Raw genomic sequence first — 19,632 nt, 5'->3', positions numbered from 1 at the left:
AAAAACCACTCACTTATTTGAGGGATGAGCTTGGTCGAGTTGTGCTAGAATCATTTATGAACACTAAAACCTTACTCATTATCGATATGCAAGTGTGCATGGCTTGGCCGCAAGCAGGTGAACAGAATAACCCTGAGGCTGAAACCCATATCACGAAGCTACTCGCGCATTGGCGGCACACTAAACGCCCTATTGTTCATGTTCGCCATATTTCACGCTCACTAAACTCCTTATTTGCCGCTGGACAACAAGGTTGTGCATTTCAAACAGCCTTTCTACCTTTAGCCCAAGAAGCGGTCTTTGAGAAAAATGTACCGGACGCTTTTATTCAATCCGGTTTGGAACGTTGGCTGCATGTGCGCGGTATTCGTGAACTTGTGATCGTGGGGGTCAGTACTAATAATTCAGTGGAAGCCACTGCCCGCAGTGCAGGCAATTTAGGATTCGCTACCCAAGTAGTGAGCGATGCCACTTTCACTTTCGCTAAAGCTGATTATCATGGCGTAGCACGTGGCGCAGAAGAAGTACATGCTATGTCATTAGCGAATTTGGATGGCGAATATGCAACGATTACGAGCACCCACGATTTACTCAATACTTAGGCGTTATATTTAACCACCCGCTGATCAATCGCACCAAAAATACTCTGCCCCTGCGCATCCTTCATTTCGATACGCACACGATCACCAAATTTCATAAAAGGCGTTTGCGGCTTGCCCGTATTAATAGTTTCAATCATGCGCACTTCCGCAATACAGCTATACCCCACACCCCCATCCGCAATCGCTGAACCATGAGCCGTCTCTTGTTTATTAGACACCGTACCCGAACCAATAATTGCACCTGCACCCAGTGGACGCGTTTTGGCAGCATGTGCAACTAATTGCGGGAAATTAAAAGTCATATCCTCCCCCGCATTTGCCTTACCAAACAGTTGCTGGTTGTACTCCACCAATAAGGGCAAATGCACCCGCCCCGCTTGCCATGCATTACCTAATTCATCAGGCGTGACCGCCACAGGTGAAAAACTGCTAGAAGGTTTAGATTGAAAAAAGCCAAAACCCTTGGCTAATTCATTCGGAATCAGACCGCGTAGGGACACATCATTGACTAATAGAATCAAACGAATCTGTTGAGCACATTGTTCAGGGTTAGCCCCCATCGGCACATCATCGGTAATCACGGCAACTTCGGCTTCAAAATCAATGCCCCATTCTTCACTGCCTAGCGGAATATCCGCATGGGGTGGAATAAAACTGTCTGAACCGCCTTGATACATAAGTGGGTCATGCCAAAAACTTTCGGGCATTTCGGCATTACGCGCCTTACGCACTAACTCCACATGATTGACATAAGCACTACCATCTGCCCATTGGTAGGCACGCGGCAAGGGTGAAGCACAATCGGCTGGGTTAAAATCAAATGTACCCTCGGCTGTGCCTGCATTTAAGGCATCGTAACGTTCTTGTAAACGTGGCGCGATGTGTTGCCAATCGTCTAAGGCGGCTTGTAAGGTCGGGGCTATGGCTGTGACTTTCACGGCCTTTTTCAGATCGTGTGATACGAGGATTAACTCACCATCACGACCTTTGTTTAATGAGGCTAATTTCATAATTCCATTCTCTTTCAATCTATGAGTATGTTAAGCACGTTGAATGTGCCTCACCCTTTAAAATGCTTATTTAAACCTGACCAACATTCAATATAGTCATTCTGTAATTCAGGTGCTTCTAGCGCAAAACGCGTCGGTTGAATCACATAACGCGACTCAAACATAAAGGCCAACGTGTTTTCATAACGTTGTGGTTTGAGTTCGGCGTGACTGGCCTTTTCAAATACCGCTGCCTCAGGACCGTGTGGGGAAAAACTATTGTGTAAGCTTGCACCACCCGCTTCAAAACCCTTTTCCTTGGCATCATAGATGCCATAAATTAACCCCATGAATTCGCTCATGAAATTACGGTGATACCAAGGCGGACGGAAAGTCTCTTCCGCCACCATCCAGCGCGGTGGGAAAATCACGAAATCGGCATTAGCCACGCCCACCTGCCCTGATGGTGAAGTTAATACCGTAAAAATTGAGGGGTCCGGATGATCATAACTGACCGTATTCATCACATTGAAACGAGTTAGATCGTATTTATAAGGCACAGAATTACCCGTCCATGCCACCACATCCAAGGGCGAATGCTTTAACTCACAAGCATAGTTTTGCCCCATAAACTTGGTAACTAATTCAAATGATCCTTCTCTATCTTCAAAGGCAGCCACAGGGGTTTGGAAATCACGATCATTGGCATAACCATTCGCACCCACAGGACCACGCTCAGGTAAAACCAAGGGATGACCGTAGTTTTCACAGACATAACCGCGTGCCGTATTATCCAATAACACCACCCGCCATTTCATGCCGCGCGGGATTACTGCAATCTCACCAGCTTTCACCTCCAAAATACCGCATTCGGTATGCAGTCTTAATGCGCCTTGCTGCGGCACTAATAACATTTCTCCATCCGCATTCAGGTAGAAACGATCCTGCATAGATTGATTCGCCAAATACAGATGGATCGCAATGCCAGACTGCCCTGCCACACTACCATTGGTGGCAATCGTGGTTAAGCCTGTAACAAAATCCTGAGCTTGCGTAGGTATCGCAAACGGCGACCAGCGCAGCATATCCGGTGGCGTGGCAATTTCAGTATTCGGCGCACTGCGTGTTAAACCATTATCCATCGGACGATAACGACCCTGTAATACCGAAGGACGTATCCGATAAAACCATGTACGACGATTATCGGCACGTGGTGCAGTAAAAGCCGTGGTATTAAACTGTTCGGCATATAAACCATGTGCCACACGCTGCGGACTAAAACGCCCTTTGGGCAAAGCACCTATTAAGGCTTCCGATTCAAACTCATTGCCGAAACCAGTTAAGTATTGTAATTCACTCATACACTATCCTTTGCTGCAACTTCCAATACACCACGCTGAATTTGGTCACGCTCCATAGATTCAAACAAAGCCTTGAAATTACCCTCGCCAAAGCCTTCGTCACCCTTGCGTTGAATAATTTCAAAAAATACAGGACCTAATAAGGTTTGGGTAAAAATTTGGAGTAATAAACGCGGTGGCTGATTAGCTTGACTGACGCCATCAAGTAAAATGCCACGTGTCTGTAACTCACTCACAGGCTGTCCATGTTGCGGCAAACGTTCGTCCAACATTTGATAATAAGTGGCAGGTGGTGCCGTCATCAATGGCACACTCCGAGCACGCAACTGATCAATGGTTTGGAAAATATCATCGGTTAACAAGGCAATGTGTTGAATCCCTTCCCCATTAAATTGCATTAGGAACTCTTCAATCTGCCCTGTACCGCTGGAAGCTTCTTCATTCAAAGGAATCCGAATTTTGCCATCAGGTGCGGTCATAGCTTTAGAGCTCAAACCTGTATACTCACCCTTAATATCAAAGTAACGCAACTCACGGAAATTAAAGTATTTCTCATAAAAGCCCGCCCAATACTGCATACGTCCGCGATACACATTATGGGTGAGGTGATCAATCACTTTTAAGCCACACCCTACCGGATGACGTTCAACATTAGGCAGATATTCAAAGTCAATATCGTAAATACTCGATCCTTCTTGATAGCGGTCAATCAGATAAATTGGTGCATTGCCGATTCCCTTAATCGCGGGCAGTTTCAATTCCATCGGCCCTGCGGGAATATCAATCGGTTGCGCACCCAAGTCCAAAGCACGGTAATAAGCCTTGTGTGAATTTTCCACCCGAAAAGCTAAGCCACAAGCCGATGCACCATGTTCGTCGGCAAACCAAGTGGCTAAACCTGGTTCACGATTAATAATGAAATTGATTTCACCTTGGCGATACAAATCCACCTGTTTAGAACGATGTCGGGCGACATGCTTGAAACCCAAGCTGGTAAATACATGGATTAATACATTCGGATCAGGTGCAGCAAACTCAACAAATTCAAAACCATTTAATCCCATTGGATTACTCAGCGTTGTATTCATGAAACCCCTTCCTGCGGTAAATCCGCCGCAATGTGCATCGCTTCCATCAGTACCGTTTGATCACCGATATGATTAGCCAGTAACAAAATTAGACGTGCATTAATACGCTGACTTTTTTCCTCATCGCCGTCACGGTGTAAATCCGCTAAAGCTGCATAAAAGGCATCGGCATTGGTGAAATTTGAATTTAAATTTAATGCACTCATACTAACTCCTTACCCAAGGCACGCTGCATGGCTTGCTGCACATCCGCCACTGTCCACTGCCGCCAACGAGCCGCCACGTGTTGATCAGGACGCATTAAATAAGCGCTATTAGGCAGCAACTCATAACGCTCACGTACTTTGCCCTCACTATCAACAAAGTCCTGATCCACCACTAATACTTTTAAATCAGGCTCTTGGCGTAAACGGTTTACAACAGTTTGATCGGCATTACGCCCATCTACGAGCAATACAAACTGATCGCCTAATTGGCGCAGCAACCATGCTTTTTCACCATTTATAGTAATCGGTGCATCTTTACATACCGAACCCACTCGTTGCTTAGGTGTAAAGCCATCTTCCACACGATCAGCAGTATTCAAACTCGAACCGTCATACACACAAGGCACAGATAAACGTCCACTATTCACCAGTGGTCTGGCAAAGGGGTATTGCTCGGCAAGCTCTAATACCGTATCGCGAAATAAACGCGTCATACGATTTTTAGGGGTAATAAAGTCAGTGGCACGACTGGAATTTAGAATATTCTCATCTGCGCCCTGACTGCGTTCTTGATCATAAGTCTTCAATAAACTGGCAGGCGCTTGCCCTTTTAACACACGGACTAATTTCCAGACTAAGTTCTCAGCCGCTTGCAATGCGCCATTCGCACCACGCGCACCAAAGGGCGACACTTGATGGGCGGAATCCCCCACAAACAGAATACGATCTTCGTGAATAAAGGATTCCATACGGCGACAACGGAAGCTATACACACTGAGCCATTCAAACTCAAACTCAATCTCCTCACCCAGCATAGCTTTAATTAGAGGACGTACTTTTTCAGGTTGTTTCCATGCATTGCGATCCGCACCTGCCCCCAACTGAAAATCAATCCGCCAGCAGCCATCAGGTTGTTTATGCAATAACACCGACTGCCCTGGGTGAAACGGTGGATCAAACCAGAACCAACGCTCGGTGGGGAAACCCGCCTTCATTAAAATATCAGCAATCAAGAAGGTATCATTAAATACTTGCCCAACTGATTTCAGCCCTAAACTTTCCCGGATGGGACTGTTTGCACCATCGGCTATCAACACATAATCACAGGTCATGCGATAAGCGCCTGCGGGCGTTTCGACGACGACTTCGACCTTTTCACCTTGGCGACGCACTTGCGTGACCTTGCTTTGCCAGCGCAAATCAATTTCCGGCACGTGTTGAATACGATTCACTAAGTATTCTTCAGGGTAGTATTGCTGGATATTGACAAAGGCGGGACGCTCATGACCATCTTCGGGCAGAAGATTGAACTCATACACTTGGCGTTCGTGAAAAAACACTTTACCCAACTGCCATGTCACGCCCTTATCGACCACTGGTTGACCGCAATCAACACGATCCAGAATCTCTAGGGTACGTTTGGAAAAACACAGGGCGCGTGAACCATAACTCACAGTATTGTCATCATCTAATACCACCGTAGGAATGCCTTGCTTGGCAAAATCCAAGGCACTGTATAAACCGGTGGGGCCACCGCCGACAATAATAATGGGATGATGCACAGGTGTAGTTGCATCCTGATCAGGACTGCGCCGAAACGCATACACAGGATTTTGATAGGTTGAAACCATGCTCCTCTCCTCCAGAAGTATGATTTCCCTTCCTCGCTGTTTGAGAAAGGGTTTGGCAATGCGATAAAACTAGGGTTTAGTGCTTAGCAACGACTTCTTGCAAGGAATGCCACATTTCCGTATCACGCTTCGCCGTCCAAATGCGTGGATGCTGGTATTCGCCTGCTTCGTCATAGCAGCGGGTAATATCAAACGGTAAGCAATGTTCAAAGATCACCCAGTGACCAAATTGAGGTTGAAGGAGTTTATAGGTGTCAGCATAAGTGCTAGCCAAATCCATGCCTTGGGCACGGCATTTTTTCACATTACCATACATTTGATTTAAGAAATTGCGTGTGCCTTCAATCGCTTCTAAACACTGTTCAGCAGTTTGTAAAGCATCTCCACGCCCTGGCACTAATTTTTCAGGTTTCATAGCAGCCAATTTATCTAAGGTCGCGGGCCATTCTTCATGATAGGCGTCACCGGTATAAGGTGTTGCACCATATTCAACCTGATCACCAGAGAATAGAATTCTTTCCTTTGGCAACCATACTACGGTATCACCTTTAGTATGACCTTTGCCAACATGCAAAATTTTCACTTCGCGCTTGCCCATGAATACGGTCAGTTCACGTTCAAATACGATATTGGGCCATGTTAAACCTGGGACAGAAGAAACATCCGCAAATAAACGGGGGAAACGCCCTAATTCTGATTCAAAGTCTTGTTGACCACGCTCCACAATTAAGTCATAGGTGTTGCGGCTGGCATAAACATTCTCAGGCTGATAGGCCGATGCACCCAGCACACGTACCGCGTGATAATGGGTAAGGACGACGTGTTTAATGGGCAGATCCGTTACTTCTCGTATGCGACGAATCACATCGGCTGCCATCGTAGGCGTGGCTTGGGTATCGATGACCATTACAGAATCATCACCAATAATAATGCCCGTATTAGGGTCGCCTTCTGCTGTATAGGCGTATACGCCGTCGGCTAAGGGTGCAAAGGTAATCTGTTTTTGTTCCAGATCCGCTACCGACGCAAATTTCTTTTCCATGTCTTACTCCTCCAAGCCACAAACTAATTTTGATCGAAACCAGTTTAGTTTCGATCAAAATCAATTGCAAGCACAATGCAAAATTTTTTACACTGCGCTAAATCAATTTTTTATTAGTCTTATGAAAAACTTAGAACTCGACAATTTTTTGCCCTATCAATTAGTTATGGTAGCTGATTCTATTAGCCGCTCCTTGGCAAAAGTCTATGCTGATTTTGATTTGACTACTCCCGAATGGAGGATTTTGGCCCACCTTCAGCAATCCGATAATCGTACCCCGACTGAATTAGGTAGGTTGACTAATATGGATAAGGCACGCGTCACACGTGCTTTAATTTTAATGGATAACAAACACTTGGTCGTGCGCACCAGTAATAGCCAAGATAAACGTGTAGTGCATATCAGCCTGACAGAACAAGGCAAACAACTGTTTCAACAAATCGAACCCCAAGTCTTGGCCTGGAATCAGAACTTTTCTCATGTCCTACCCAATAAAAAAAATCAGTTGTTATTAGACCTATTAAAGCAACTAAATCAATGGTGTCTCACCCATTGCACTTCTACTGAGGAACCACCGAAAGCGGAATAAACCGTTTAGAAGAATAGAAACGGAACATTATCTAGCATTGATCGATGTCAATCGTGGGCTTTCACACAGGTGTATGATGCTGGTTATACAATATTAATAGGGAAAAACATCGTGAACACCACCCAAAATCCTTTGAATGAATTTTCTGGCTGTCATGCTGGTATTATGGCTAATTTTCAAAGTTTAGCGGAGTTGCCCGACCACTTGCATAATGCGGACAAAACGCAACAAACCGCGCAAAAGCTTTATGAGTTTTTTCACAAAGTGGTACTGGCTCATCATGCTGAGGAAGAGGAAGAACTGTTTGATGCGGTGCGTAATCCCGTCAAAGCGGATCCCGTGGATATCCGCAATGCGATTGCCCAAGCCTCTGCGCTCACGCAAGAACACCGCCATCTCGAAAACTTGTGGTATCAAATAGAGCCTGCGATTAAAAAGCTTGCCAAGGGTAAGCTGGCTAACTTAGATATTGCTATTGTCCATGAATTATCAAGCGCCTATTTGGCACATGCACAATTCGAAGAAAATACGTTTCTACCCTTAGCGGCAAAGGTATTAGAAGGCAGTGGTTTAGCCGCTTTAGGCTTATCACTCCATATCCGCCACCATCACAGCCTGCCTTATGCCTATATTTAAGCACTAAGCAACAGTTGGGGAATCCATAGGCTTCCCCAACTTCAATCAAGCTTTTGGGCGCTTATCAATAACCCGCTGTGCTTTACCCTGTGAGCGTGCCACTTCGCCTTCACCCACTATATTGATTTTAGTACTCACCCCAATCATGACTTTAATATGATGTTGCAATTCTTTTGCAGCCATGGCTCGCTCTGCGGCATCTACCTGATTACTGCGCGCTTCCACATGCACTAAAAGGTTATCAAGATTACCGTCACGGGTGATTTCAATCAGGTAGTGCGGCGATAATTGTGGAACTTTAAGAATTTGCTCTTCGATTTGCGATGGAAATACATTTACGCCACGAATAATCATCATGTCATCGCTGCGACCGGTAATTTTTGCCATACGGCGCATCACACACGCTGAGCCGGGTAATAAAGTTGTTAGGTCACGTGTTCGATAACGAATCACTGGCATCGCCTCTTTCACTAAAGAGGTAAACACCAATTCACCCTCTATGCCATCCGCAATCGGCTCTAAGCTATCAGGATTAATAATTTCAGGATAGAACGCGTCCTCCCAAATGGTAGGACCATCTTTAGTAGAGCCAAACTCTTGTGCAACACCGGGTCCCATGACCTCAGATAAGCCATAAATATCGACCGCACTTAAGCCCATACGTTGTTCGATTTCTTGACGCATGGCATTCGTCCAAGGCTCTGCACCAAAGATACCAATCCGCAGCGAACATTTGACAGGATCTAAGCCTTGTCTATCGAACTCATCGGCAATATTCAAACAATAGGAAGGCGTTACCATAATAATATCGGGCTTAAAATCTTGGATAAGTTGCACTTGTTTTTCAGTTTGTCCACCCGACATGGGAATCACCGTACAACCTAAACGCTCTGCCCCATAATGTGCGCCCAAGCCTCCTGTAAATAAGCCATAGCCATAGGCCACATGCACTTTATCCCCTGCTCTGCCACCGGCTGCCCAAATCGAACGTGCAACCATATCGGCCCAGCGGGAAATATCGCCTTGCGTATAACCAACCACTGTTGGCTTACCCGTTGTACCACTGGAAGCATGTATACGTGACACTTGCTCCATTGGCACCGCAAAGGTGTCAAATGGGTAGTTTTCACGTAGATCTTGCTTGGTGGTATAAGGAAATTTTCTCAGATCCGCTAATTCTTTTAGATCATCAGGATGCACACCCTCAGCATCGAATTTCTTGCGATACATCGGTGAGTTGGCGTAGGCATGACGCAAAGTCCATTGCAGGCGTTTTAACTGTAAGGCTTGCAATTCATCACGGCTGGCTTTTTCAACCGATGACAAAGCACCTTCCGGAAATGAAGTGGCACTCATAAATTCTCCTCCTCAGTGCTCATCCAGCACTGCCTCATTAGTATTAAGTCACAGGGCTAGTCACCTGATCGCTTGACTCGGGAACAACATGACCTTTCAATTGATACGAGCGCCCTCGAAACACCGCAATTAAACTGCCATCTTGACGATGAATTTCCACATCATAGATACCGGTTCGACCACTACGCGAACGCTGTTGAGCCGTCGCGGTAAGCCAATCCCCTTGATAAGCAGGTGCAAGAAAATCAATCGTGCATCCCGAGGCTAAGGTCACTTTATTGCTGTTATTACAAGCATGAGCAAAAGCCGTATCTGCTAAAGTAAACATCATACCCCCATGACACACATCATGCCCATTAAGCATATTTTCACGCACTTGCATCTGTAAACGCGCATAACCCGGCAGACTTTCTACGATCTCAATACCCATCGCTAAGGAGGCTTTATCATTCCTGTGCATAGTATCACTACACAATTGCGCTAAAGCCTCAGGGCTTATGGTTTGGTTCATGCTGCAATCCTTGGGTTAATGGCCGACAAATTGCGGCGCACGTTTAGCAAAAAACGCTTGGATACCTTCCCGATAATCCACAGTGCGACCCGCTAAACGCTGCAAATCACGTTCTAAATCCAATTGCTGATCCAAGGTATTGGTGGATGAGGCTTGCAAAGCTTGCTTGATATACGCTAAGCCTTGGGTCGGTTGTGTGGCGAGATAATGTGCCATCTCAGTCGCTTCTTTCAGCAAATGCTCATCATCAACACATTTCCAAATCATGCCCCATTGTTCGGCCTGCTCAGCACTCACTTTGTCACCTAATAAGCTTAACGCCATGGCACGCGCCCCACCGACTAAGCGCGGTAAAGTCCAAGTACCACCCGAGTCAGGTAATAAACCAATCTTGCAGAATGCTTGAATAAACTTCGCCGAGCGTGCTGCTAACACAATGTCACACGCTAAAGCTAAGTTCGCACCAGCACCTGCAGCCACACCATTCACCGCACAAATCACGGGCATGGGCAAAGCGCGCAAACGACGAATTAAGGGGTTGTAATAGTCCTCAATCGTTTGCCCTAAATCGACCACTTCAGCATTCGGATCAACCATGCGGTCATTCAAATCTTGTCCAGCACAAAAACCGCGCCCCTTACCCGTTAACAATAAGCAACGCACCGCTGTATTACTTTGAACTTCGCTCAACGCTTGGCGTACTTCTTGATGCATATCCGCCGTAAAACTATTTAACGTCTCAGGCCGATTCAGACTCAACGTTGCTACGCCTTGGTCAATGGTAAATTCAATATGGGTAAATGCCATCATCGTTTCCTTGCACATTAACGATATAACACCGTGGGTAAAAACAATGAGATTGTGGGGATCAAAGTCAAGAGTGTTAGGCGGATAAGGTCAGCCACCCAAAAAGGAGTAACCCCTTTAAAAATCGTACTAGTTTTGACATCTTTCAGCACACCACTTAGCACAAAGACATTCAACCCGACTGGTGGGGTTAGCAAACTAATTTCTGTGACCACTACCACTAAAATCCCAAACCACACCAAGTCAAAACCAAGGCTTTGTACCAAGGGATAAAAGATCGGCACGGTTAGTAGCATCATGGACAAACTTTCTAAGATGCAGCCAAGTAAAATATAAATGAATAAAATCAGAAAAATTACCGCCATGGGGCTGAGGTTGTAGCTTTGTACAAATTGGAGTAAGTAGTCTGGAAACTCAGCTCGGGTAATGAAGTTAGAGAAAATCAGCGCACCAATTACGACGAAGAATAAGGAGGCAGAGGTATGTGCGGTTTCAGTCAACACTTCATATAAGCTACGCCACGTGATGGATTTGCGAGACAATGCAATTAAAAATGCCCCCGCTGCACCAATGCCAGCAGCTTCTGTGGCAGTGAACATACCGATATACATGCCACCGATAACTAGGACAAATAACGCTAAAGTACCCCATACCCCTTTTAAAGCTTCGAGGCGCTCTTTACCCGTCGAACGCTCGCCCGGAGGGCCTGCTTTAGGATTACGCCATACAGTCCAAGCGACTGCACCGACATAAAGCACAATCCCTAACATGCCGGGGAGAAAACCCGCTGCAAATAGTTCGCGAATACTTTGCTCGGTCATAATGCCGTAAATCAGCAAAATAACACTGGGAGGAATCAATATTCCAAGTGTGCCACCTGCTGCAATCGATGCCGTGGCTAAACTGTCGCTATAACCATACTTGCGCATCGGTGGCATTGACACTTTGGACATGGTGGCGGCAGTCGCTAAACTTGAGCCACAGATAGCTGAAAAGCCGCCACACGCAACTACCGTTGCCATTGCTAAGCCGCCGCGTAAATGCCCCATGAAGGCATACGAAGCTCGATACAGCTCATTAGATAAACCGGATTTGGTAACAAAGTTACCCATCAGAATAAACAGCGGGATAACGGTTAAACTATAATCGCGTGAGGTGTCAATAAGACGACGTGCGGACATGGATAAGGCAGCCGTCCAATTCCAATCATTTAACCAGGCAAACCCAAAAAAACCGACCAAGCCCATGGCAATACCAATGGGCATACGCACCATAATTAGAAACAGTAAAACCGCAAAACCCACTAAGGACACTAACATGGTTCTACTCCAAGTTTGGATTAGGTGAGTGTTGCTCTAAACGATACTGTACTAGTGCTCGATAGATGCCTAAAGTAAGCAATACTAAGGCCGTAAACCAGCACATGACTCCAAAGAAGCTAATAACCATACCCACTGGCAAATGTAGATACTCGGTTACTTCGCCGTGAGAACTCGCGCGTGCACCCAACTCCCAAATACGCATCCCAATGACAATCAGAGCAATGGCAGTCACTACATTAAATAAAACATTACGAACAAAGCTGACATGATGAGGAACAAAAGGGTCTAAAATATCCACCACTACTTGTTCATTGCGCCAAGAAATCACTGGCAAGGCCATAAAGATCATCACGCCTAATAAAACTTCAATTAGCTCTACACCACCCACTAAAGGTTTATTAAAAACATAACGGCCAATTACATCGATACAGGTGATAATCATCATCAGTGTTAAAGCACTACCTGCAATCAGGTTGAGGGTAAGAGCTAGCCCCTTGACTAGCCCTTTCTCAGAGTGCTGGGTGATTTGATCAGCACTCGTCATATTATTTTGCCCCTTCCGCCTTAGAAATTTCGCGTAACTCTTTTAAAGCAGCCGCTGCATCAATACCGCTATCTTTGACACTTTCTAAGAAGTTTTTGTCAAAATCCTTAGTCATTTCGGCAAACTCTGCCAACATTTCTGGGGTTGCTTCTTTAATGGTATTGCCTGCGGCTAAAGCATCTTTTTCACCTTCTTCCGCTTCAGCCCCCCATTTTTCACCAGCTAACGCTGACAACTTTTCACCGGAAACCTTCATAATCGCTTCGCGGTCTTTTGGATCTAGTTTATCCATGAATTCTTGGTTGAGAATAATCATGAAACTTCCCAAATACATGCCATTGGGAAATTTGATTGAGAACGGGGCAACTTCTTTTAAGCGCAAGGTTTTCTTCTCACCCATCGGCATAAAAGCACCATCTGCTACACCTTGGGCGAGAATTTCATAAACCTTCGAGCCCGGTGCTGCAACACCCTCAAGCCCCATGGCCTTACCAATATCAGCTTGTACACCGCCACCGATACGAATCTTTTTACCCTTCAGATCAGCCAGTTTTTCAATAGGTTTCGCTAAGTGAATTTGACCAGGGCCATGCGTAAATAAACCAGCTAATACCACGCCTTCATGTTCTTTCGATTTCGAAAGGTATTTTTCATTCACGCGCCAGTGCGCAATCGAAGCACCTTTGGCGCCCCCTTCAATACCCGGTAATTCGACCATTTTGGTTAATTTAAAACGCCCAGGATAATAACCGTGGAAAGTCCACGCTGCTTCATAAGCACCATCTTGAACTTGATCAAGTAAGGCTTTAGGGTCGCCGCCGGGGTATTCAATTTTGAGTTTGACGCGGCCTTCGGTAGCTTCTTCGATCCACCTCCCCCAAGTGGGCAAGACATCGGCATTCATGGTATGAGCAGGGGGTAACCAAGAACCCACTCGAATGACTGTTTCTGCCCAAGCGGCACTACTCATCAATAAAGCAACTGATACAGCAGTAGCGCGCATCACAGCACGTTGAATCGCAAGACGTTTCATAGAAAACTCTCCTCCAAGTTTTAAGGATGTCAGCCTAAGGCTGACGCAACTAGCTAATCAATCATAATGACATCTATAAATTCATCAGCGCTGATCAAAATCGACAATCACCTCGTCTGAGACCGGATGCGCTTGGCAAGTTAAAATATAACCGGCTGCAATTTCATGCGCTTCTAAGCCATGATGCAAGTCCATATCCACTTGCCCTTTAACTAATTTGGCCTTGCAAGTGGAACATACGCCCGCCTTGCAAGCATAAGGCAATTCCATACCCTGCTGAATGCCTGCATCCAAAATATTCGCACCTACCGTCGCTAATTCGAATTGCAATGCACGTCCATCCGCAATAACCGTGACCTTCGAGGTTTTTTCTTCACCATAAGTCTCAATACGTTGTTGGGATTTTTCTAAGACCTTTGCAGCATCTTCGGAAGAATTGGCAAATAACTCATAGTGAATACGTGAGTCCTCAAAACCTGAGGCACGAAAGCCACGCGATACTTCTGACATCATGGCTTCTGGGCCACAAATAAACACTTCATCCGTCGTTTTAATATTAATCAAACGACTGCGATGTAAAGCCGAGCCTTTATTATTATCAATCATTCCATTAATCAAATCCGCCCCCTGATCCTCTTGGCTCATAATATTGATCCACTGAAAGCGTGTCAGATAACGATTTTTAATAAAACTCAGCTCTTCTTTAAAGAGTACGGATTGTGTACGGCGATTACCGTAAATTAGGGTGATTCGACTTTTTGGCTCTTCCACCAGAATCGTTTTAATAATCGACAAAATCGGCGTAATACCACTGCCGGCTGCCAAACACATATAATTCTTAGCCTGCTCCGCGCTCAAGTCCGTGTAGAAATGTCCTTGGGGCGGCATCACCTCAATCACGTCACCCGCTTTAAAATGATCATTAGCATAGTTCGAGAACTTTCCACCACGCACCCGCTTAATGCCTACTTGCAATTTATGATCGTGTACACCTGAGCAAATCGAATACGAGCGGCGTACCTCCTCACCATTAATCGTAGCGCGTAAGGTCAAATATTGGCCTTGAATAAACTGAAATTTGTCTTGTAAGTCGCTGGGCACTTTAAACGTCACACAAACTGCTGTATCAGTTTCAGGACGCACATCGGCTATGGTTAAAGGGTAAAAATTCGTATCCGACATGCCGCTCTCCTCATAAAACCTTAAAGTAGTCAAATGGCTCACCACAAGCTTCACATTGAAATAATGCTTTGCAGGCGGTAGAACCAAATTCACTAATACGTTGCGTATTGCTTGATGCACAGCGTGGACAAGGCACACCAAGCTCTGGTGTGTAGCTTTGTGCGTGCATACAGCTAGTTTGTGGTGGTGCAATACCATAGGCTTGCAATTGCTTGCGTGCTTTGGGCGATAAGCAATCGGTTGTCCAAGCGGGTGCAAGCTGTGTCTTGATTTGATAAGGACGTAATTGCGCTTGCTCTAGGACTTCGGCAATTTGATCCCGCATCATATCCACGGCTGGACATCCTGAATACGTGGGTGTAATGCTTACCACGGTCAGCGTTCCATCCTCATGACTTTGTTGCTGAATATCGCATAACACCCCTAAGTCCCATAGACTGATCACCGGAATTTCTGGATCTTTAACCGCATCCAGCAAATCCCAAATAGCCGAATAAGCGGAGCCTTGGCGACGCTGCAAACGCTCTTGCCAAGCCGAAGTCACAATGGGAATCGTGCTTACACTCATGGCTTTTACCACTTCAGTCCCGGATAAGCACGGTGTAAGAACTGTAATTCTGTGAGCAAGTGTCCAAGATTTTCAGTGTGGTAGCCAACACGACCGCCACGCACCGCCCAATCATCCTTAGGCACAGTCAAGGTGGCCTCACTTAGGATTGCACTGACTTGCGCTAACCAAGCTGGACGCAAGCCCGTATTGTTTACCCCAATACCCACCTCTGCTAAGGATTGCTCCAAAGCATCTATTTCAAATAACTCATGGGTATAACCCCATAAAGCATCGACCGCACGCTGCGTACGTTTGTGACTTTCCGCCGTTCCATCGCCTAGTCGTAGTACCCACTCCTTACTACGGCGCAAATGATAGCGAGTTTCTTTAATTGCTTTGTGGGCAATCGCTGCTAAATTGGCATCGGCAGACTGTGTTAACGCCTCCAAATACAAAAGATTAAACACATCGACTAACAGTTGACGCACCATGGTATAAGCGAAGTCGCCACGGGGTAATTCATGGATGAGTAAATTACGAAACTCGCGCGCGTCACGGGTATAGGCAAAATCATCCTCAGTCTTACCGCCTCCAGCTAATTCAGCGGCATAGGTATAGTACATGCGGGCACGACCAATATAATCGAGCGCCACATTACTTAAGGCTAAATCCTCTTCTAAAAAAGGACCATTACTACACCACTCCGAAATACGGTGTCCCAAGACTAAAGCATCGTCACCAAGACGCGTGGCATATTCCAACGTTGCTGCCGTTAAATCACTCATGGCTAGCCTCACATATTGTTAACAGCGTCAGGGAGCTGATAGTACAAAGCATGACGATAAGGTTTGTCATCCGATGGATCATAGAAGCTTGCGCTATCATCTTCTTGTGAGGCACAAATATCACGTGAGCGCACGACCCAAATACTCACCCCTTCACTACGTCGCGTATAACAATCACGTGCATACTCCAAGGCTTGCTCCGCATCCTGCGCGTGCAAACTGCCCACATGCTTATGATCAAGGCCACGCCGTGAACGGACAAATACTTCGTATAACTCTAGATTAGCCATGAACTTACTCCTTTATGCCGCTTGTGCTTGGGTTTGCTTTGCTTGTTGCTTTGCGTTATAGGCGGTCATTGCCTCACGCACCCAAGCCCCTTCCTCATGCGCTCGGATGTGATGCTCTAAGCGCTGGCGATTGCAGTGACCATTGCCATTAATCACGCTATAAAACTCATCCCAGTCAATTTCGCCCGAATCATAATGCCCGCGTGCCTCATTCCATTTCAGATCTTTATCAGGATGCTCTAAGCCCAACACTTCAATCTGTTGCACGGTTTGATCAATAAACTTTTGGCGCAAATCATCATTACTTTCGCGCTTAATTTTCCAAGTCATGGATTTAGCAGAGTGCGCTGACTCAGCATCATGTGGGCCAAACATCATCAGGGCTGGCCAATAAAAACGATTTAGCGCATCTTGTGCCATCGATTTTTGCTCAGGGCTACCTTTGGCTAAGGCCAGCATCAACTCATAACCTTGGCGCTGATGGAAACTTTCTTCTTTACAAATCCGAATCATGGCGCGTGAATAAGGGCCATAAGAGGTACGTTGTAGCGAGACTTGATTCACAATTGCTGCGCCATCCACGAGCCAGCCAATTGCCCCAATATCCGCCCAAGTCTGGGTTGGATAATTGAAGATAGAGGCATACTTCGCTTCGCCGGATTGCATTGCTGCCACCAGTTCCTCACGTGAAGTACCTAAGGTTTCCGCTGCACTATACAAATACAGGCCATGACCACCTTCATCTTGAACCTTCGCGAGCAATACCGCTTTACGACGCAGGGAGGGTGCGCGTGTGATCCAATTACCTTCTGGCTGCATTCCAATCACTTCGGAGTGCGCGTGCTGAGAAATTTGACGCAAAAGATTTTTACGGTAAGCGTCGGGCATCCAATCTTTTGGCTCAATTTTTTCTTCGGCATTAATCTTGCGCATGAAGTTTTCTTCATGATTCATGAGTTTACTCCTTCACGGTGGGCTTCTTTAGCCACCAGTGTCAATACATCATAATTGGCAACCACAGCGCCGTCTTGATTCACAATTGTGGTGTCCCAGCGCACTTCGCCATAATCTTCGGTTTCGCGATTGGTTTTTTGCTTACAGGTAAATTGCACTTGCAAGGTATCGCCCGCATAAACAGGGGTCGCAAAGCGCAAATGATCCAAGCCATAATTCGCCAATACAGGGCCTTCGCCCGGCCAGACAAACAAACCGGCTGCTAAAGAAACGAGGAAATAGCCATGCGCAACACGATCCTTGAAGAAAGGATTGCGTTGTGCTGCGGCTTGATCCATATGCGCATAAAACTTATCGCCTGACAAGTCAGCAAAAGCTTCGATGTCGGCCAAATTGATCGTGCGCTTTTCACTAATGACCGCATCGCCGATTTCCAATTCATTAAAGTTCTTTTGGAAAGGATGCACACTGTCAAGATGACGCTCAGCACCTTGCAACCACATCCCTGTCACCGCGCTCAGCATATCCGGTGAGCCTTGTAGTGCAGTACGTTGCATGTAGTGCTTTACACCCCGTATCCCACCCATCTCCTCACTGCCACCCGCGCGTCCAGGGCCACCATGAATCAAATGGGCTAAGGGCGAACCATGACCAGTTGACTCTTTCGCCGCTTTTTCATCCAGCACCAATACACGTCCATGATGAGGGGCAACACCGACCACCAGATTACGCGCCACACTGGGGCTTGCGGTGACCACTGATGCCACTAAGCTACCTTTACCTAAAGCAGCTAAGGCAATAGCCTCTTCATCTGTCTGATAAGGAATCAAGGTACTCACAGGACCAAAGGCTTCTACATCGTGCGCAGCCGTGTGATAAGGGTCACGGCTGGCTAACAACACTGGCGCCATAAACGCCCCAGATTCAGGATTAGCCCCGACCACATCAACAGCATCGGCGCTCCCAAAAATAATTTCATTATTTTTAGCCAGCTCAGCAATACGTCCGCGCACATCATTGCGCTGATCCAAACCAGCCAAAGCCCCCATGCGCACACCCTCAATATCGGGGTCGCCCACGCTAATCTTGCTCAAACGCGCTTTTAAGGCTTCTGCCACTGCTTCTAATTTATCCGCAGGCACAATCGCACGGCGTATGGCTGTGCATTTTTGCCCCGCTTTTACTGTCATCTCACGGACGACTTCTTTGATATACAAATCAAAAGTAGGTGACCCCACTTGAACATCGTTGCCTAAAATAGAACTATTTAAGGAATCGGCTTCCATATAGAAGCGCACGGAATTTGCCACCACAGTGGGATGCTGTTTAAGTTTTTGTCCCGTCCAAGCCGAACCCGTAAAGCTAACCGCATCTTGGTAAGTGAGGTGATTAAATAAATCACCGGTACTACCACAAATCAATTGCAGTGAACCTTCAGGCAGAAGGTTCGACTCAATAATATGGCGTACAACTAGCTCAGTGAGATAGGCCGTTTGACTAGCTGGTTTAACAATACTGGGAACACCAGCTAAAAAGCTGGGTGCAAGCTTTTCTAACATCCCCCAAACAGGGAAGTTAAACGCATTAATTTGTAAGGCTACACCTGTAATCGGCGTATAGACATGGATACCAGTGAAAGTACCGTGACGTGAAATCTGCTCTTGGGAGCCATCGATATATAAATTGCTATTGGGGAGTTCACGTCGACCTTTGCTGGCAAATACCAACATGGTGCCAATCCCACCTTCAATATCAATCCACGAATCCGTCCGAGTAGCGCCGGTTGCTTTGGAGAGTGTGTAAAAAAGCTCTTTGCGCTCCATGAGATATTGGCCTAAAGCTTTAAGCATGAGCGCGCGTTGGTGAAAAGTGTAACGGCGTAAATTAGGGGATCCGACTTGGCGTGCATAATCCAGCATAGCCTGAAAATCGAGACCCTCGCTGCTGATTTCAGCAATAGCTTCACCACTTATCGCGTGATGAATCACTGTTCCTGTTGTTGAAGAGGCATACCATTCACCTTGCGCATAGCTTTGCAGCTTCATCCGCCGATCTCCTCCGTATTTTGATAAAAATCATCTTAATATGACACATCAACTTAGTCAAAAACTATTTTTAAGTATCACATACCCCAATAAACCCCTGCTATAGAAG

General features: G+C 46.2%; 21 protein-coding genes. 3 read left to right on the top strand and 18 right to left on the bottom strand.

Going from position 1 to position 19,632, the window contains the following annotated elements; translation table 11 throughout:
• Positions 1–56: 56 nt before the first annotated feature.
• The gene (locus A3IE_RS0108510; RefSeq protein ID WP_020395188.1) at positions 57–602 is read left to right on the top strand and encodes a cysteine hydrolase family protein; all 546 of its coding nucleotides are present in this window, start codon (positions 57–59) and stop codon (positions 600–602) included.
• Here A3IE_RS0108510 and A3IE_RS0108505 read toward each other — a convergent pair.
• The 6 genes from A3IE_RS0108505 to A3IE_RS0108480 all read right to left on the bottom strand — a co-directional run bounded on the left by A3IE_RS0108505 (position 599) and on the right by A3IE_RS0108480 (position 6,919).
• Entirely contained in the window at positions 599–1,612 is a 1,014-nt protein-coding gene (locus tag A3IE_RS0108505) for a fumarylacetoacetate hydrolase family protein (RefSeq protein ID WP_020395187.1), read from the bottom strand. The two genes, A3IE_RS0108510 and A3IE_RS0108505, sit on opposite strands and share 4 nt — an antisense overlap.
• Before the next feature lie 50 nt (positions 1,613–1,662).
• Positions 1,663–2,952 (bottom strand): homogentisate 1,2-dioxygenase, encoded by a 1,290-nt coding sequence (gene hmgA, locus A3IE_RS0108500; protein WP_020395186.1) that lies wholly within the window; start codon positions 2,950–2,952, stop codon positions 1,663–1,665.
• Positions 2,949–4,040, bottom strand: coding sequence for a 4-hydroxyphenylpyruvate dioxygenase (gene hppD, locus A3IE_RS0108495; protein ID WP_020395185.1), 1,092 nt, complete (start codon positions 4,038–4,040; stop codon positions 2,949–2,951). The genes hmgA and hppD overlap by 4 nt, the downstream gene beginning before the upstream one ends.
• Positions 4,037–4,246 carry a DUF2783 domain-containing protein gene (locus A3IE_RS0108490; protein WP_020395184.1) on the bottom strand — a complete coding sequence of 70 codons (210 nt, stop codon included), beginning with the start codon at positions 4,244–4,246 and terminating at the stop codon, positions 4,037–4,039. The genes hppD and A3IE_RS0108490 overlap by 4 nt, the downstream gene beginning before the upstream one ends.
• Positions 4,243–5,877 (bottom strand): FAD-dependent oxidoreductase, encoded by a 1,635-nt coding sequence (locus A3IE_RS0108485; RefSeq protein ID WP_020395183.1) that lies wholly within the window; start codon positions 5,875–5,877, stop codon positions 4,243–4,245. Before A3IE_RS0108485 ends, A3IE_RS0108490 begins: the two co-directional genes overlap by 4 nt.
• Positions 5,878–5,953: 76 nt before the next feature.
• Positions 5,954–6,919: an MBL fold metallo-hydrolase gene (locus A3IE_RS0108480; protein WP_020395182.1), complete on the bottom strand. Its 966-nt coding sequence runs from the start codon at positions 6,917–6,919 to the stop codon at positions 5,954–5,956.
• A gap of 121 nt (positions 6,920–7,040) precedes the next feature.
• On the opposite strand from A3IE_RS0108480, the gene A3IE_RS21990 reads away from it, so the two are divergent.
• A complete protein-coding gene (locus A3IE_RS21990) occupies positions 7,041–7,508 on the top strand; it encodes a MarR family winged helix-turn-helix transcriptional regulator (RefSeq protein ID WP_157832854.1) in 468 nt (155 codons plus the stop codon).
• A gap of 111 nt (positions 7,509–7,619) precedes the next feature.
• Complete coding sequence (locus A3IE_RS0108470) at positions 7,620–8,144, top strand: hemerythrin domain-containing protein (RefSeq protein WP_020395180.1); 525 nt, start codon at positions 7,620–7,622, stop codon at positions 8,142–8,144.
• A gap of 45 nt (positions 8,145–8,189) precedes the next feature.
• Here A3IE_RS0108470 and paaK read toward each other — a convergent pair whose 3' ends face one another.
• The 12 genes from paaK to paaZ form a co-directional block, all read right to left on the bottom strand.
• On the bottom strand, positions 8,190–9,500 hold the full coding sequence (paaK, locus tag A3IE_RS0108465) for a phenylacetate--CoA ligase PaaK (protein ID WP_020395179.1): 1,311 nt from the start codon (positions 9,498–9,500) through the stop codon (positions 8,190–8,192).
• 43 nt (positions 9,501–9,543) lie between these two features.
• Positions 9,544–10,011: a hydroxyphenylacetyl-CoA thioesterase PaaI gene (gene paaI / locus A3IE_RS0108460; protein ID WP_020395178.1), complete on the bottom strand. Its 468-nt coding sequence runs from the start codon at positions 10,009–10,011 to the stop codon at positions 9,544–9,546.
• A gap of 15 nt (positions 10,012–10,026) precedes the next feature.
• Complete coding sequence (paaG, locus tag A3IE_RS0108455; protein ID WP_020395177.1) at positions 10,027–10,818, bottom strand: 2-(1,2-epoxy-1,2-dihydrophenyl)acetyl-CoA isomerase PaaG; 792 nt, start codon at positions 10,816–10,818, stop codon at positions 10,027–10,029.
• Positions 10,819–10,835: 17 nt separating this feature from the next.
• Positions 10,836–12,137, bottom strand: a complete 1,302-nt coding sequence (locus tag A3IE_RS0108450) for a TRAP transporter large permease (protein WP_020395176.1) — start codon at positions 12,135–12,137, stop codon at positions 10,836–10,838.
• Between the two features lie 4 nt (positions 12,138–12,141).
• Positions 12,142–12,684: a TRAP transporter small permease gene (locus A3IE_RS0108445; protein WP_020395175.1), complete on the bottom strand. Its 543-nt coding sequence runs from the start codon at positions 12,682–12,684 to the stop codon at positions 12,142–12,144.
• Between the two features lies 1 nt (position 12,685).
• A complete protein-coding gene (locus A3IE_RS0108440) occupies positions 12,686–13,717 on the bottom strand; it encodes a TRAP transporter substrate-binding protein (RefSeq protein ID WP_020395174.1) in 1,032 nt (343 codons plus the stop codon).
• 84 nt (positions 13,718–13,801) lie between these two features.
• Complete coding sequence (gene paaE, locus A3IE_RS0108435) at positions 13,802–14,899, bottom strand: 1,2-phenylacetyl-CoA epoxidase subunit PaaE (protein ID WP_020395173.1); 1,098 nt, start codon at positions 14,897–14,899, stop codon at positions 13,802–13,804.
• 10 nt (positions 14,900–14,909) lie between these two features.
• Entirely contained in the window at positions 14,910–15,467 is a 558-nt protein-coding gene (paaD, locus tag A3IE_RS0108430) for a 1,2-phenylacetyl-CoA epoxidase subunit PaaD (protein WP_020395172.1), read from the bottom strand.
• 5 nt (positions 15,468–15,472) lie between these two features.
• Positions 15,473–16,234: a 1,2-phenylacetyl-CoA epoxidase subunit PaaC gene (paaC, locus tag A3IE_RS0108425; RefSeq protein ID WP_020395171.1), complete on the bottom strand. Its 762-nt coding sequence runs from the start codon at positions 16,232–16,234 to the stop codon at positions 15,473–15,475.
• An 8-nt stretch (positions 16,235–16,242) separates the two neighbouring features.
• Entirely contained in the window at positions 16,243–16,524 is a 282-nt protein-coding gene (gene paaB / locus A3IE_RS0108420) for a 1,2-phenylacetyl-CoA epoxidase subunit PaaB (protein ID WP_020395170.1), read from the bottom strand.
• A 12-nt stretch (positions 16,525–16,536) separates the two neighbouring features.
• Positions 16,537–17,478 carry a 1,2-phenylacetyl-CoA epoxidase subunit PaaA gene (paaA, locus tag A3IE_RS0108415; protein ID WP_020395169.1) on the bottom strand — a complete coding sequence of 314 codons (942 nt, stop codon included), beginning with the start codon at positions 17,476–17,478 and terminating at the stop codon, positions 16,537–16,539.
• Positions 17,475–19,523 carry a phenylacetic acid degradation bifunctional protein PaaZ gene (gene paaZ / locus A3IE_RS0108410; RefSeq protein WP_020395168.1) on the bottom strand — a complete coding sequence of 683 codons (2,049 nt, stop codon included), beginning with the start codon at positions 19,521–19,523 and terminating at the stop codon, positions 17,475–17,477. Before paaZ ends, paaA begins: the two co-directional genes overlap by 4 nt.
• Positions 19,524–19,632: the final 109 nt, after the last annotated feature.

Source organism: Thiolinea disciformis DSM 14473, from assembly GCF_000371925.1.
In the GTDB taxonomy this organism is placed as follows: domain Bacteria; phylum Pseudomonadota; class Gammaproteobacteria; order Thiotrichales; family Thiotrichaceae; genus Thiolinea; species Thiolinea disciformis.
Note: the sequence above shows the minus strand (reverse complement) of the source record. Positions and strands in the feature narration are given on the sequence as shown.

What these genes read in the sequence shown, in the direction of transcription:
- A3IE_RS0108510 (WP_020395188.1), top strand. Translation starts at nt 57, where the DNA reads ATGAACACTAAAACCTTACTCATTATCGATATGCAAGTGTGCATGGCT.
- A3IE_RS0108505 (WP_020395187.1), bottom strand. Translation starts at nt 1,612, where the DNA reads ATGAAATTAGCCTCATTAAACAAAGGTCGTGATGGTGAGTTAATCCTC.
- hmgA (WP_020395186.1), bottom strand. Translation starts at nt 2,952, where the DNA reads ATGAGTGAATTACAATACTTAACTGGTTTCGGCAATGAGTTTGAATCG.
- hppD (WP_020395185.1), bottom strand. Translation starts at nt 4,040, where the DNA reads ATGAATACAACGCTGAGTAATCCAATGGGATTAAATGGTTTTGAATTT.
- A3IE_RS0108490 (WP_020395184.1), bottom strand. Translation starts at nt 4,246, where the DNA reads ATGAGTGCATTAAATTTAAATTCAAATTTCACCAATGCCGATGCCTTT.
- A3IE_RS0108485 (WP_020395183.1), bottom strand. Translation starts at nt 5,877, where the DNA reads ATGGTTTCAACCTATCAAAATCCTGTGTATGCGTTTCGGCGCAGTCCT.
- A3IE_RS0108480 (WP_020395182.1), bottom strand. Translation starts at nt 6,919, where the DNA reads ATGGAAAAGAAATTTGCGTCGGTAGCGGATCTGGAACAAAAACAGATT.
- A3IE_RS21990 (WP_157832854.1), top strand. Translation starts at nt 7,041, where the DNA reads ATGAAAAACTTAGAACTCGACAATTTTTTGCCCTATCAATTAGTTATG.
- paaK (WP_020395179.1), bottom strand. Translation starts at nt 9,500, where the DNA reads ATGAGTGCCACTTCATTTCCGGAAGGTGCTTTGTCATCGGTTGAAAAA.
- paaI (WP_020395178.1), bottom strand. Translation starts at nt 10,011, where the DNA reads ATGAACCAAACCATAAGCCCTGAGGCTTTAGCGCAATTGTGTAGTGAT.
- paaG (WP_020395177.1), bottom strand. Translation starts at nt 10,818, where the DNA reads ATGGCATTTACCCATATTGAATTTACCATTGACCAAGGCGTAGCAACG.
- A3IE_RS0108450 (WP_020395176.1), bottom strand. Translation starts at nt 12,137, where the DNA reads ATGTTAGTGTCCTTAGTGGGTTTTGCGGTTTTACTGTTTCTAATTATG.
- A3IE_RS0108445 (WP_020395175.1), bottom strand. Translation starts at nt 12,684, where the DNA reads ATGACGAGTGCTGATCAAATCACCCAGCACTCTGAGAAAGGGCTAGTC.
- A3IE_RS0108440 (WP_020395174.1), bottom strand. Translation starts at nt 13,717, where the DNA reads ATGAAACGTCTTGCGATTCAACGTGCTGTGATGCGCGCTACTGCTGTA.
- paaE (WP_020395173.1), bottom strand. Translation starts at nt 14,899, where the DNA reads ATGTCGGATACGAATTTTTACCCTTTAACCATAGCCGATGTGCGTCCT.
- paaD (WP_020395172.1), bottom strand. Translation starts at nt 15,467, where the DNA reads ATGAGTGTAAGCACGATTCCCATTGTGACTTCGGCTTGGCAAGAGCGT.
- paaC (WP_020395171.1), bottom strand. Translation starts at nt 16,234, where the DNA reads ATGAGTGATTTAACGGCAGCAACGTTGGAATATGCCACGCGTCTTGGT.
- paaB (WP_020395170.1), bottom strand. Translation starts at nt 16,524, where the DNA reads ATGGCTAATCTAGAGTTATACGAAGTATTTGTCCGTTCACGGCGTGGC.
- paaA (WP_020395169.1), bottom strand. Translation starts at nt 17,478, where the DNA reads ATGAATCATGAAGAAAACTTCATGCGCAAGATTAATGCCGAAGAAAAA.
- paaZ (WP_020395168.1), bottom strand. Translation starts at nt 19,523, where the DNA reads ATGAAGCTGCAAAGCTATGCGCAAGGTGAATGGTATGCCTCTTCAACA.